At 48.7% G+C, this 13787-nt stretch carries 15 protein-coding genes; all 15 read right to left on the bottom strand.

All coding sequences use genetic code 11. From position 1 onward, the window contains the following. Nucleotides 1-106 precede the first annotated feature (106 nt). The gene (gene greA, locus NST33_RS00390) at nt 107-586 is read right to left on the bottom strand and encodes a transcription elongation factor GreA (protein WP_076216743.1); all 480 of its coding nucleotides are present in this window, start codon (nt 584-586) and stop codon (nt 107-109) included. A gap of 246 nt (nt 587-832) precedes the next feature. Continuing rightward, the gene (gene dusB / locus NST33_RS00385) at nt 833-1852 is read right to left on the bottom strand and encodes a tRNA dihydrouridine synthase DusB (protein WP_076216744.1); all 1020 of its coding nucleotides are present in this window, start codon (nt 1850-1852) and stop codon (nt 833-835) included. Between the two features lie 96 nt (nt 1853-1948). Continuing rightward, nucleotides 1949-2152, bottom strand: coding sequence for a helix-turn-helix transcriptional regulator (locus tag NST33_RS00380; protein ID WP_047844502.1), 204 nt, complete (start codon nt 2150-2152; stop codon nt 1949-1951). Then, nucleotides 2104-2652, bottom strand: a complete 549-nt coding sequence (gene folK / locus NST33_RS00375) for a 2-amino-4-hydroxy-6-hydroxymethyldihydropteridine diphosphokinase (protein ID WP_339306374.1) — start codon at nt 2650-2652, stop codon at nt 2104-2106. The genes NST33_RS00380 and folK overlap by 49 nt, the downstream gene beginning before the upstream one ends. Nucleotides 2653-2661: 9 nt before the next feature. Continuing rightward, the gene (folB, locus tag NST33_RS00370; RefSeq protein WP_036606103.1) at nt 2662-3024 is read right to left on the bottom strand and encodes a dihydroneopterin aldolase; all 363 of its coding nucleotides are present in this window, start codon (nt 3022-3024) and stop codon (nt 2662-2664) included. Between the two features lie 115 nt (nt 3025-3139). Next, nucleotides 3140-4003: a dihydropteroate synthase gene (folP, locus tag NST33_RS00365; RefSeq protein ID WP_221825802.1), complete on the bottom strand. Its 864-nt coding sequence runs from the start codon at nt 4001-4003 to the stop codon at nt 3140-3142. Beyond that, nucleotides 4000-4884 (bottom strand): aminotransferase class IV, encoded by an 885-nt coding sequence (locus tag NST33_RS00360; protein WP_339306372.1) that lies wholly within the window; start codon nt 4882-4884, stop codon nt 4000-4002. Before NST33_RS00360 ends, folP begins: the two co-directional genes overlap by 4 nt. Before the next feature lies 1 nt (nt 4885). Further along, a complete protein-coding gene (gene pabA, locus NST33_RS00355) occupies nt 4886-5461 on the bottom strand; it encodes an aminodeoxychorismate/anthranilate synthase component II (protein ID WP_036606106.1) in 576 nt (191 codons plus the stop codon). Nucleotides 5462-5511: 50 nt separating this feature from the next. Next, the gene (locus tag NST33_RS00350; RefSeq protein WP_339306370.1) at nt 5512-7083 is read right to left on the bottom strand and encodes an anthranilate synthase component I family protein; all 1572 of its coding nucleotides are present in this window, start codon (nt 7081-7083) and stop codon (nt 5512-5514) included. A 140-nt stretch (nt 7084-7223) separates the two neighbouring features. Continuing rightward, nucleotides 7224-8162 carry a cysteine synthase A gene (cysK, locus tag NST33_RS00345; RefSeq protein ID WP_036668448.1) on the bottom strand — a complete coding sequence of 313 codons (939 nt, stop codon included), beginning with the start codon at nt 8160-8162 and terminating at the stop codon, nt 7224-7226. A gap of 344 nt (nt 8163-8506) precedes the next feature. Beyond that, on the bottom strand, nt 8507-9457 hold the full coding sequence (locus NST33_RS00340) for a peptidyl-prolyl cis-trans isomerase (RefSeq protein ID WP_339306368.1): 951 nt from the start codon (nt 9455-9457) through the stop codon (nt 8507-8509). 23 nt (nt 9458-9480) lie between these two features. Then, nucleotides 9481-10401 carry an Hsp33 family molecular chaperone HslO gene (gene hslO / locus NST33_RS00335; RefSeq protein ID WP_339306366.1) on the bottom strand — a complete coding sequence of 307 codons (921 nt, stop codon included), beginning with the start codon at nt 10399-10401 and terminating at the stop codon, nt 9481-9483. Nucleotides 10402-10474: 73 nt separating this feature from the next. Then, on the bottom strand, nt 10475-11245 hold the full coding sequence (locus NST33_RS00330; protein ID WP_026081372.1) for a type III pantothenate kinase: 771 nt from the start codon (nt 11243-11245) through the stop codon (nt 10475-10477). Between the two features lie 6 nt (nt 11246-11251). Then, nucleotides 11252-12118, bottom strand: coding sequence for a carboxylating nicotinate-nucleotide diphosphorylase (gene nadC / locus NST33_RS00325; protein WP_339306364.1), 867 nt, complete (start codon nt 12116-12118; stop codon nt 11252-11254). Beyond that, complete coding sequence (gene nadB, locus NST33_RS00320; protein ID WP_339306362.1) at nt 12115-13764, bottom strand: L-aspartate oxidase; 1650 nt, start codon at nt 13762-13764, stop codon at nt 12115-12117. The genes nadC and nadB overlap by 4 nt, the downstream gene beginning before the upstream one ends. Between the last annotated feature and the right edge of the window lie 23 nt (nt 13765-13787).

Raw genomic sequence — 13787 nt, 5'->3', positions numbered from 1 at the left:
CATCTCCTTATTTACATTGCAGGCATCCCGTGAGGACACTCTTCCTCAAATGTTGAAAAAGCTTCCCAAGGGAAGCTTTTGTTTACCGTGCCCAACTGCTTCGTTACTATAGCTTTTTAATATCTACAATTTTATATTGAATTACGCCAGCAGGCACACTTACATCAACCACTGTACCATTTTTCTTGCCCAGGATCGCTTTACCAACAGGGCTTTCGTTTGAGATCTTGTTCTGAAGCGGGTTAGATTCAGCAGAACCTACAATTGTATATTCTGTGATATCACCAAATTCCAAATCTTCCACAGTAACTGTTGCACCTACACTAACGACATCGGTGTCAATCTCATCACTGTTAATAATGCGTGCGTTCCGAAGCATTTTCTCCAAAGTAATAATACGACCTTCAATGAAAGCCTGTTCGTTCTTGGCATCTTCGTATTCAGAGTTCTCACTGATATCTCCATACCCGATGGCTACCTTAATCCGTTCAGCCACTTCGCGGCGCTTCACTGATTTCAATGTTTCCAGTTCTTCTTCCAGCTTCTTAAGTCCCTCTGGTGTAAGGATAACTTCCTTGTCGCTCATCTCAACCGATTCTCCTGTCATGGGAATAATTTGGATTGTACGGCAACGGAATCAGTGCTACTTACATAGCTCCGCCCGCATACATCTTCAAAACTATATGAAGTTCTCCAGAGAAATAGAATATTCCTCCTGATGACTAGCCTTTAATTAACGCACATGGCGAATTTATACTGTGAAAGTATAGGGGAACGATCTCGAAAAGTCAATGTTACGTCCTCTATAGCTGTAAACGTTTTACAGTCTTAATTACGATGCACTTCCGGCAATTACCGGTTCTGACTCCAAATTGCCTTCGCTTTTCAGCTGACTCACAAAGTTCTCCAGAATCTGTACCATCTCATCACGCTTGGTACCTTCCATAATAACGTCCTTGATGCGAGCAGATCCTTTCAAGCCTTTCAAATACCAAGCCAAGTGTTTGCGCATCTCGCGTACAGCAACCGTCTCATTCTTCAATGCGATCAGGCGATCCATATGCAGGATGGCAACACGGATCTTCTCTTCGCCATTCGGGTCAGGAAGCAATTCACCCGTGCTTAAGTATTGAATGGTACGATACAGCATCCAGGGGTTACCCAGGGCGGCACGGCCGATCATAACTCCGTCACAACCCGTTTCATCCAGCATACGGCGTGCATCCTCTGGTGTATGGACATCACCATTGCCGATCACCGGAATAGAGACAGCCTCTTTTACATCTTTGATGTGTGACCAGTCCGCTGTGCCTGTATAGAGTTGCTCACGCGTACGTCCATGTACACTTACCGCCTGTCCACCAGCACGTTCAACCGCGAGCGCATTCTCCACCGCGAAGATATGCTCGTTATCCCAGCCGATGCGCATCTTGACCGTCACCGGCTTCTCAACTGCGTCCACGACAGCCGATACCATCTCATAGATTTTTTTTGGATCAAGCAACCAACGTGCGCCTGCATCACATTTCGTTACCTTTGGCACAGGGCATCCCATGTTAATGTCGATGATGTCTGCATTGGTTTCTTGGTCCACGATTTTGGCTGCTTCTACGAGGGAATCACGATCTCCCCCAAAAATTTGAAGGCTCAGCGGTTTCTCACGCTCATCTACAAACAACATCTCACGTGTACGCTGGTTGCCATGGACAATGGCTTTGCCACTCACCATCTCCGCGCATACGAGGCCTGTTCCGAATTCTTTTGCGATCAAACGAAAAGCCGGATTACATACGCCAGCCATCGGCGCAAGTACGACCTGGTTTTTCATTTCAATGCCACCAATGTTAAGCACGGTAGTCGTTCCACTCCTTTTTTAATTCTGTATATATCACGATATAAAGTTCGATCAGTGTCTTGGTTGTTGTAACATGGCGAAACCGAAACGGTCCTAGTTACCCCGCAACTCCTCGATACTAATTGCCAGTACACCAGCAATTCGATCGAGCTCCTGCTGTGATACCTTACGGTTTCCCCGTTCAATGGTTCCCAGAATGGCCAGCGAGATGCCGGTCTCGGCCGCAAGTTCATGTTGTGTTAAACCTTTCAGCTTCCGGAATGCCCGAATTCGATTGGCCAATTGCATGTTTTCCAAAGCTGTATTCCATCCTTTCCATCCAGTACAGACAACGATGCGTGTACAAAGGTATGCAAACCTGAAATCTCGCCCTCCGGTACGATATCCGACAGTGGCACCAGTACAAAAGCGCGTTCTCCCATACGAGGATGAGGCAATTGAAGTAATTCCGTATCACGCGTCTCACCTTGCATCCAGAGCAGATCCAGATCAACGGTGCGCGGTCCCCAGCGAATATCACGAACACGTCCGAGCCGGTTCTCGATATCCAGTAATTCCGTGAGTAATTGCTCTGGTGTCAGCATCACCTGTACGGCGACTGCCATATTCAGAAACGCAGGCTGATCTACATATCCTACAGGCTCCGTCTCATATAGTGCAGAACAACGCAGAACGGATATATGAGGGTGTTCATCCAGCAAAGACAATGCTTCAAACAGCGTCTGTTCCCGGTCACCCAAATTGGCCCCTAAAGCAATATAAGCCTCTGAGAATTCAGAGGTCGAATGTGCAATCATGATCGGTTCTCACTTTCTTGTGCGGCGAAGCTCTACCGTTACGCCCTCAAAATGAATATCGAATGGCGGATGTGGCTTCGTCACCTTGACTGTCAATGCATTGATAATAGTATAAGTGTCTAGTAAAGAAGATGCAATATGTTCGCCCAAAGCTTCAATTAACTGGAATGATTTATTCTCTACAATCTGTTTTACCAGCTCATGGATCTCCGCATAATTAATCGTTTTGGTCAGATCATCGTTACGTCCAGCCTCACCCAGGTCCATATCAATCTCCAGATCAATATAATACCGCTGCCCAAGCTTCCGTTCTTCTGCAAAAACGCCATGATATCCGTAATACTCCATACGATGCAATACCATTCTATCCATACGTCCGCCTGCCCTCTATATATATTGAAATTTTAATCTATTTGAAGTCATCCCTTAGCTTCGCCTTTGAAAAACGCTTCGCTTTCACTGGACGGGTCACTCGGATCCCCCAGCATTATTTCCTCCGTAGACCCGGAGAAGCATACAACATGGCATCACACATGTCTGCCGTCCGCCGAATCGGCTTCACATCATGAACCCGAACCATCTGGCAGCCCTGGGCAATGCCAAATGCAACGGTGGCAGCCGTTCCTTCCAGCGCATCATCCGCCCCGACATTCAGGGTGTTCTGGATGAATCTTTTGCGTGAGGTGGCTAGCAGAACGGGATACCCCATTTCATTGAGCAAACCGAGCGATGACATGAGCTTCAGATTTTCTCCGAGATCCTTCACAAAACCAATGCCCGGGTCCAGGATAATTTGCTCTGCTTTCACGCCGGCTGTTAATGCAATCTGTATGCTCTCCTGCAAATCACTGACGACATCACTCAGATAATCGGTATAGTTTCGCTTCTGCCGATTATGCATCAGAATGATGGGACACCCCAGCTCTGCTGCCGTGCGGGCCATATTTGGATCTGCCTTGGCACCCCACACATCATTAATAATATGAGCACCTGCCAGAATAGCCTGACGTGCAACATCGGCTTTATACGTGTCTACCGATATCGGAATGTGTGGGGCTTGCTGATGCAATGCTTCAATAACCGGAATAATCCGGCTAAGCTCTTCATCGGCGCTCACGACATCTGAACCTGGCCGGGTAGACTCCCCGCCGATATCAATCAGGTCCGCTCCATCCTCCATCATCTGCTTGGCATGGGCAACCGCCCGCTCCACGTTGGTATAACTTCCACCATCTGAAAATGAGTCAGGCGTGACGTTAAGAATGCCCATAATCTGTGTTCTTGTACCCAGCTTTAATTCAGCTGGCCCCCATGCATATTTCCGTTCATAGATGACAGGTGTAAGTGTCATGAAGTATACCCCGCTTCCTGCCGGTACATACCCAGAAGGACTGCTGTAACCGGGCCAATATGTCCGTTGCTAATTATCGTTTCGGCTCCGTCCTGATCCCGCAGAGTTGTCACCGGAACCAGTTCAGCCACCGAGCCTGTTAGAAATATTTCATCTGCTTGCAGGAGATCCTCCCAGGCATCTAACGTTTCTATACAGGGGATTCCTTGCTGCGAGGCAATTTCCAGTACCAAAGCTCTCGTGATACCCGGCAGAATGCCGGTTGAAAGTGCTGGCGTGTAGAGCACATTTTCCCGTACCCAAAACACATTGCTGACGATCCCTTCCGCTATATGACCATCCCGGGTTAATTGTAACCCTTCCGCACCCTGCACATGCTTCCCGTACCCATTAAGCTCCCGTTTTGCCAGAATGCTGTTCATGTAATGCAGCGACTTGAACCGAACTTCCCCTTCGGGCGTGTTGCGAGGTGTAGACAACCGTTGAAGCATTTTGCCGCACTCATATAAAGAAGGAGATGGTTCAGGTAATGCTTTTGCCAGTACGATATGATTTGGCTTCGAATAATCACCAGAAGGTAGGCCTAGCGGTGCTTCACCGGCTGATACCGTATAACGTACATACGCATCCCGAAGTCCGTTCGCATCCATCAAACGTTGAATCCAATCTGTCACCTCTGCCGCGGTCGTTGTAAAAGGAATGCCCAGTTCCTTACACCCCGAGGCCATGCGCTCCAGATGCCGTTCCAAAAGATATGGGACACCTCGATACGTCCGGAACGTCTCAAACAGTCCCAGTCCGTACAAAAAGCCGTGATCCGTTACAGGAACCACGGCCGCCGCCATATTGACCAACTCTCCATTTATCGCGGCATATTGCATGTTATACCTTCACTTGTTGGGACAAAAAGTTACGAAGCATCTGATGACCATGGTCTGTAATAATGGACTCCGGGTGGAACTGAACACCTTCAATCGCATATTCTTTGTGGCGCAGACCCATAATTTCACCTTCAGCTGTCTCCGCTGTAATCTCCAGGCAGTCAGGCAAGCTGCTGCGCTCGACAATCAGGGAGTGATAACGGGTAGCTGTAAATGGGGATGGCAATCCGGCAAATACCGATGTTCCATTGTGGTGCATCTCGGATGTTTTGCCGTGCATCATGCGCTCCGCACGAATGACATTGCCACCAAACGCTTGTCCAATGGACTGATGCCCCAGACAAACACCAAAGATCGGAATGCTTCCCTTGAAATGATCAATGACTGCCAAGCTAATGCCTGCTTCATTCGGTGTACACGGGCCCGGAGAGATCAGAATATGATCAGGTGCCAGTGCCTCTATGCCTGCCAGATCAATCTCATCGTTGCGGCGAACTTCCACCGTCTCACCCAGTTCACCCAGATATTGAACCAGGTTGTACGTGAAGGAATCGTAATTATCGATAACCAGTATCATATGCCTGCTCCTCCTCATCTTCCGTCAATGCAAGTGACGGTTGCTTCGTTTTATTTTATTTTAACAGCTTCCGCCTCTTCGCTGTAATTCACAGCTCTCATCATGGCTCTTGCCTTGTTGCGGCATTCCTTGTATTCCCGATATGGATCGGAATCAATGACAATTCCTGCCCCGGCCTGTACATAACCAATACCATCCTTGATGGCAAGTGTACGAATGACGATGTTCAATGCCATATTTCCACTGTAATCCATCCACCCGATGGAACCCGTATAAGGCCCACGCCGTACAGGCTCAAGTTCCTCGATAATCTCCATGGTGCGGACTTTCGGCGCTCCGGTAATCGTTCCACCCGGGAATGTCGCAGCGATCACATCAAATATGGATAACCCTTCTGCCAGCCTGCCTTCCACCTGGGAAACGAGATGCATGACATGGGAATACTTCTCGATGGTCATCAATTCAGGTACATGAACCGAACCATAGGCCGCAATCCGTCCGATATCATTACGTTCCAGATCAACGAGCATAATATGCTCCGCCCGTTCTTTCTCACTGCTGAGCAGTTCATCCGCCATAGCCTTATCTTCTGCTTCATCCCGGCCCCTTCTTCGGGTCCCTGCAATGGGACGTGCACTGACTTTGCCATTCTCCACTTTGACCAGAAGCTCGGGAGATCCGCTTACCAGTTGGAAGTCTGGACTACGCAGCATACCCATATACGGCGATGGATTCACAAGGCGCAGCCATTCATAAATATGCTCAGCGCTCGAATGAAGCCGCTTCTCCTGTCTCAAGGACAGATTCACCTGGAACACGTCACCCTGCCTGATATATTCCTGCACCGTGCGTACAGCCTGTTCAAAGTCCTCCTGGGGAAAGGAGGTCTCCCATCCTTCCGATTCCCTTTCCGCATCTTCAGGCTGCGGGGTACGATTGACCCGCTTGTTGCGACGTTCCATTGCCTGCTGCTGTTCCTCGGCCTGTGCAAATCCCATAATGTGAAGCCAACGTTGCTGCATCGCTGTCGCTCGTGCTTCTGCCGCTGAATATAGACTACGGATATCAGTTTCGTTCCGGTTAGGCTCTATAGCCAGATGAACCATGCAGAAAAGCGCCTGCTGCTCATGGTCATAAGCCCATATTTCTTCAAAGCGCATCCACCAATAATCCGGTAGGGACGGATTATCTTCAGCCAAATCTGGGAGCTTCTCCAATGATCTTGCTACATCGTAGCTGAGATAACCTGCGTATCCACCCCCAAAGTCCGGAGCCCCATTAACCTTGGGTGCGTTATACGGGGCAGTCCATCTCTTCAATACATCAAGCGGCTTGCCGCTGTCCGTCGAGGTGGTTCCTTGCGTCACATCATGAATGACCGCTTCTTGACCTTTACCGGAAATAACGGATACGGGGTCTAACCCCAGAAATGTATATCTCCCGCCTTTGCCATTCTCCAGCACAATTGCGTATGGTGACGCCTGCTCCCAGGCTGCCTCCCACGATAACGGTAAACCGCCATGATACGGCCCCTCATCCGACTTGGTGATATAAGGCATCATGGTCCAGCCTTGTTCAGCCCACTCCATCCAGTCGGCGTATGTTGTCATCAGGTGTGTCATTGCGGTGTGCCGCCCTCCATCTGTCGCTAGTTCTATTGTCTGATAGTATACTAAAGCGTCGCGCCTTTTAAAAGCATTACGCCAAAAATCCTCCATACCCGTCATACGGGCAAGGAGGATTGGTTTTGTCATTTGTAGACTTAGCCTTCGAAGTTGTAAAGAGGTGTGCTGAGGTAACGTTCGCCGTTACTTGGCACGATTACCACAACGCGCTTGCCTTCACCCAACTGTTTCGCAACCTGAAGACCTGCACGGATCGCCGCACCGGAAGAAATACCGGACAGGATGCCCTCTTCCTTCGCTACCTGACGAGCCGTCTCGAATGCATCATCATTCTCAATGTGAATGATCTCATCATAGATTTCCTGATCCAGAATCTCAGGGATAAAGTTGGCACCAATCCCCTGGATCTTATGTGGTCCTGGTTTGCCGCCCGCCAAAATTGGCGAAGCTGCTGGCTCAACTGCAACAATTTTAATACCAGCAAAAGCTTCTTTCAACACTTCGCCTGTACCTGTAATTGTTCCACCTGTACCGATTCCCGCAACAAAAGCATCCAACGTACCGCCTACAGATTGAATTGCTTCAACAATCTCAGGGCCAGTCGTTTCACGGTGGATCTTCACGTTGGCTTTATTTTTAAATTGCTCAGCCATGAAATAGGAAGGGTTTTCTTTCAGCAGTTCTTCGGCTTTTTTAACAGCACCATTCATGCCTTCAGCTCCAGGTGTAAGCACAAGCTCAGCACCATACGCACGAAGCAAGTTGCGACGCTCCAAGCTCATCGTCTCAGGCATTACAATAACAGACTTGTAGCCTTTGGCTGCAGCCACCATCGCGAGTCCAATTCCCGTGTTACCACTTGTTGCTTCGATAATGGTATCACCTGGTTTTAGCTTGCCTTCTTTTTCCGCTTCTTCCACAATGCTAATTGCGATACGATCTTTCACGCTTGAACCTGGATTCTGGTACTCCAGCTTCACGAATACTTCAGCACTGCCTTCAGGTACGATACGGTTCAGACGAACAAGCGGAGTACCTCCGATGAGTTCTGTTACGTTATTAACTACTTTAGCCATATGAATGCCCTCCTTAGTGGATGAATAAAACTTGAGTCCTGTTAACCTATACTGTGCGGCCGATAGCCTCTAGCTGTTATAGAAGAACTGCGGAAATCCTGTTGATCCTATCCCTTACTGCCAAGATTTCTAGCAGGGCGGAGGTTTCCGAAAGTTTCTTTGTTCATAAATAAATCTTTTATATCCGAGTAAACGAGTAGGTATTTATTATTTTCATCTTATCAACGTTAACCCTTATTGTCAATATGAGTACTCAAAAAAAATACTCTGCCTTTGGCCCTAAGACCGCAGACAGAGTATTTTTATCAAGATGCAGCAGTACTATACAATCTTCTCCATTGAATTCAGGAGGCAGGAATCTCGGACAGGATTACGGCTTCATACTTGTTACGCAGCATTTGCTCTACCTGCGGCAACGGATCAGCCTGACTCAGAGCCAGTTCCATTCGAATCTCCTCACGGACTTCTTCGGCAGATTGCACCTGGCGTTCTTCTTTATCATTAAGTCTGATAATAACATAACCTTCTTCCACTCGAACCGGTCCGGCAATATCGCCTACATCCAGCCCGGCAGCAAGTTGAAGGATTTCTTCTGACTGGAATGGATCATTCCGCTCAATCCACCCCAGCCTCCCACCAGCATCACGAGAGAAGCTGTCTGTCGATTGCTTGCGAGCAGCTTCTTCAAAGTCCTCCCCCTTCTCCAACGCATCCAGTAAGGAATCGGCTTCATCTTCTTCCTTCACTACGATGATGGACAAGTCATATTTCTCGGGGGAAACGTAATCCTCACGGTGTTCAGTCCAGTAATGCTCAATATCTGCATCCTTGATCTGTATGCCGATCGTTGCGATTTTCTCAAGCAGCAGCCTGTAGCCGGCTTCCAACTCAAGTTCCTGTTTCGACAGGCCCAATTGAGACCTCATTTCGTCAAAATATGATTTCTCTGAATCATACCCATCCATCGCGGCGGCAAGTTCTCTTGCAATCTCTTGGGGAGTGACGATCAGCTTGCGTTCGATTGCTTCGGCATATACTGCTTTACGGTTTAACATCTGGAGTAATAACTCACTGCCGTAACGTCGTTTCAGCGCATCGGTCCACTCTTTGTCCGTGATGACTTCTCCGTTGATCGTCGCTACGGTGCTTCCTTCTTCCGTATTGGCATCATGGGATGCATCTGCCTCGTCTTTGCCCTGTCTGAGACCATGCATAGCCATCACACTACCCATGACCATCATACCTAGCGTCAAGACAATTACAGCCGTCCACAACCCTTTTTCCTGTCTTGTCATTCCGCATCCCGTCCCCGCATAGATCAGTTCTTGGCTTGCTCTAGGATGGTCTCAAGTTGTTCTTTGTTAAAGTCATAGGCTTCATTACAGAATTGGCAGACCACTTCAGCCTGGCCCTCTTCTTCAATTAATTGCTCCATCTCCGTTTGGCCCAGGCTGATTAGTGTCTTCTCTACCCGCTCACGTGAACACTCACAGCTAAAATGAATATCCAATCCTTCCATCACTTGTACATCTGGCAATAATTGGCGAAGCAACTCTTCCAATTCAAGTCCCTGCTCCAGCAACGTCGTCACTGGCGGCAACGTACTAATGGCGTTTTCGATCGCCGTGATCTCTGGATCTGTCAATCCCGGCAACAGCTGCATAATGAATCCACCTGAGACAATAACGGAATTATCCGTATCAACGAGCACACCAACGCCTACAGCAGAAGGTGTTTGCTCCGATTGCGCAAAGTAGTACGTGAAGTCTTCGCCCAGTTCTCCTGAAATAATAGGCACACTGCCACGATATGGTTCTTTCAGTCCCAAATCCTTCGTTATGTTGATGAAACCTTCCGTTCCAACCGCGCCTGCAACGTCCAGTTTACCCACACTATTGCTTGGCAAATGTACATGCGGATTAGAAACATATCCTCGTACTTCGCCTTTCGCATTGGCATCAGCTACAATCTGTCCAATGGGCCCATCACCGTTGACTTGTACCGTTAACTTCTCTTCACCTTTGAGCATTGCACCCATAATGGCTGCTGTTGTAACCGTACGCCCCATGGCAGCTGTAGCCGTGGGAAACGTATCGTGTCTTCTGCGTAGTTCCTCAACCAGTTCCGTAGTCTGGATAGCAAAGGCTCTTACCTTTCCATTCATTGCTGTACCACGAATTAACCGGTCATGCTTGTTGTTGTTTTCCAAGTCATTCAGCCTCCTTTGGCGTATCGCCATAATAGTCGTAACACAGAAAAAACGGCACAACACTTAAGCTGTAATCTCAGCCCGCTGTATGCCGTCACTATGCTCACCTTTCCCGGTTCCGCTCATATATAATACGCAGCCCTTCAAGCGTAAGCAGCGGATCAACTTCCTCTATACTACGGGTTTCTTCTGCGATAAGTGTAGCGAGACCACCCGTCGCGATAACTCGGGGCTTCGCCCCCATCTCCTCGCGAATACGTTCTACAATACCATCTACCTGCCCTGCATAGCCAAATATAATACCTGCTTGCATGGCATGAATAGTATTACGGCCAATAACCTTTTTAGGTTTCTCCAGCTCTATACGAGGCAACTTGGATGCCCGCTCATAGAGCGCTTCAGTGGCGATCTGAATGCCAGGTACAATAGCTCCCCCCAGGTAGTGACCTTTCTCGTCAATACAGTCAAAGGTCGTTGCGGTACCGAAATCAACCACGACGAGAGGGCCGCCATACTTCTCAACGGCTGCCACTGCATTAACAATACGATCTGCACCCACTTCACGAGGGTTCTCGTATCGCAGATTCAAGCCAGTTTTGATACCAGGCCCAACGAGCAAAGCTTTTTTGCCTACATACTTCTCACACATCGCTTCAATTACATTCACCAGTGGTGGAACCACAGATGAGATGATGACACCTTCGATGTCACTTGCCCTGATGCCGGACATATGAAATAAATTATAAATCAATACGCCGTATTCATCCACTGTTGACTGACGTGATGTACTCAGACGAAAGTGGTGCAGCAATTCCCGGCCTTGATATACGCCGAGCACCATATTGCTGTTCCCCACGTCTACAACTAGAATCAAAGAGGTTCACCCCTCTTTCTTTTCATTTAAATCCAGACTAATATCCAGGCTCTCAAAGGAATAGGTTAACCTGCCAACCGAAATTACATCCACACCACTCTCTGCAATACCACGAATGGTCTGAAGAGACACGTTACCGGATGCTTCAACCTTCACATGAGGAGCCTGTTCACGAATAAGTTCAACCGCTTCACGCATCCGCTCTGGATGCATGTTATCCAGCATAATGATATCTGCCCCGGCTTGCAAGGCTTCTCTCACCTGCTTCAGATTTTCAGTCTCCACTTCAATCGTCATCGTATGTGGGATAACAGTTCGCGCACGCTGTACCGCCTCGGTGATTCCGCCTGCACCCTTGATGTGGTTATCCTTAATCATAACGGCATCGTACAGTCCAAATCGATGATTCGCTCCACCACCCACGCGCACTGCGTATTTCTCAAGTAATCGGTGGCCCGGCGTTGTCTTACGTGTATCCACGAGCCTAGTCTCAAGACCATCCAGCACATCCACGTAGGCACGCGTACGCGTAGCTATTCCGGACATACGTTGCAGCAAGTTAAGTGCCAGTCGTTCCCCCGTAAGCAGTGAATGTGTACTTCCCTCTACCTCGGCCAAAATCGTGCCATGGGTAACCTGGTCTCCGTCTGTTACCTTCGGTGTAAATACAAGATCAGGATCAACGACCTGAAATACAAGTTCAGCCACGGTCATGCCTACAATAATCCCATTGTCTTTGGCGTGTATAATGGCCTTGGATTGATTGCCTGCCGGGATCGTCACACTTGTTGTAACGTCACCTGCACCAACATCTTCACGAAGCCAGTTTTTGATTGATTCGATAAGCCCTTCATTATATCCATTCAGTATCATGACATCAATTCCTCCACAATCGCTTGTTCTCGCTGCTGCAGACTATGCTTCTGCCACACGATATCATCACGCGCCGGGAAATCCTCACGATAGTGAGCCCCCCGACTCTCCTCGCGGTGTAATGCTCCGCTGGTAACTAACCAGGCACAGGTCAGAAGGTTGGCATACTCCAGCTCTTCCTTATGCGTGAGTGTCTGATCAAAAAATTGCAATTCCTGTTGCAGCTTGTCCATGGCCTTCTGCAGGTCCTCACCATTCCGGCGCAAGCCTACCTGACGAACCATCATTTTCTGTAGTCGTAAGCGTCGTTCGGATACCGGCTTTTGCTCTTCCGTGATCTTGTTGATCTTGTTGATCTTGTTATTCATGCCCACAGATGAAGGCGCAACCCCTCTTGCTTGTAATAAGCCAAGTGGAGGGAGAGATTGAATACGATCAACAATTCTCCGCCCAAATACAATCGCTTCTGATAAAGAGTTGCTTGCCAGACGGTTAGCTCCGTGCACTCCTGTAGAAGACACCTCGCCACAAGCAAATAACCGGGAGATGCTGCTCTCTCCACTAAGATCCGTTTTCACTCCACCCATCATGTAATGGGCAGCAGGTGCAACGGGAATCCAGTCCGTTGTCATGTCCAATCCATAACGCATACAAGTCTCATATATGGTAGGGAACCGATGCTTGATCATCTCTGGCTGTTCATGCGTAATGTCCAGATACACAAAGGTACTGTTGGTGGACTCCATCTCACTAACAATCGCTCGTGCCACGATATCGCGTGGGGCCAGTTCAAGCTGGGCATGATAACGATCCATGAAGCGCTCGCCCTTCACATTGCGCAAATATGCGCCTTCGCCGCGTACGGCTTCTGACACCAGGAAACGCGGGGCCCCCGGGTAACAAAGAGAGGTAGGGTGGAATTGGATAAATTCCATGTCACGAACAATAGCCCCAGCCCGATAGGCCATGGCTACACCATCGGCAGTAGCTACATCCGGATTCGTCGTGTATCGGTATAGTTGTCCTGCCCCACCAGAGCAAAGAACAGTTGCCTGTGCCTTCACGATCACTTGTGATCCGTCATCCTTCTGAACCAGAGCGCCAGTGCACTCCCCTCGATCTCGATCTGTAATCAGGTCAACAACAAAATGCTCATCCCATACTTCAATCCCGGGATGCTCATTCACTTCAACAGCAAGCGCACGTACAATCTCATATCCCGTTGCATCTCCATTGGCATGCAAAATACGGCGGTGGCTATGCGCACCTTCCTGCGTCAACGCCAACTCGCCGTTCTCCAGATCAAATAAAGTACCCAAACGAATCAGTTCCTTCACTCCGTCCGGACCCTCATTCACCAATACCTCTACCGCTTCGGAGCGGCATAAGCCCGCTCCTGCTACAAGTGTGTCCTGCAAGTGGTAAGCAGGTGAATCATCCTCAGCAATAACCGCAGCGATGCCTCCCTGCGCATATCTGGTGTTACTTTCAAGTAATGACTTCTTCGTGATCATTAATACACGTTGTTGTTCACTTGCCTTAATGGCAGTAAACAAACCAGCAATCCCAGAGCCTATAACCAGTACATCCGTCTCTACCATGGGTAGCGCAGACAGATCAAAATCAACTAAATATTGCGGTATCATGTTATTCACCTGTCTTGGAGCAA

It is taken from the genome of Paenibacillus sp. FSL L8-0435, from assembly GCF_037965655.1.
GTDB lineage: Bacteria > Bacillota > Bacilli > Paenibacillales > Paenibacillaceae > Paenibacillus.
Note: the sequence above shows the minus strand (reverse complement) of the source record. Positions and strands in the feature narration are given on the sequence as shown.